The sequence below is a fragment of the Treponema sp. R6D11 genome, from assembly GCF_054786075.1.
Genome location: NZ_BDHD01001464.1, coordinates 1 through 260, shown reverse-complemented (window position 1 = coordinate 260; position 260 = coordinate 1). Strand labels below are relative to the sequence as shown.

The following is a 260-nucleotide window of genomic DNA, read 5'->3' as shown; positions in this document are numbered from 1 at the left end:
CCGACATCAAAAACCGTAGAAAAACTTGGAACCGTCGTTTTTGTGATAGACGACGACGGCAACAATCTGCGTGAGCTTGAATTCTTACTGCGTAAGTATTTTCGAGGCAGGTTATGTTTTTACAGACGGCGTAACAGTTTTTGTTTTACTTTGCGTTTCGCTTTTCTGTTCAGGCTTTTCAACATTGACGGCTATTAAAGGTTCTTTCTTCTTGTTCCGAGGCGTGGAAGTTTCAACTTCGGTTGCAGGGGTTTCGTTTT

1 protein-coding gene is annotated in these 260 nt (G+C 42.3%); it reads left to right on the top strand.

Features of this window, described 5'->3' with window-relative positions; translation table 11 throughout:
• A partial coding sequence (locus tag ACYVTD_RS19125) for a hypothetical protein (protein ID WP_461249157.1) occupies positions 1-198 on the top strand: 198 nt, incomplete at its 5' end.
• Positions 199-260: the final 62 nt, after the last annotated feature.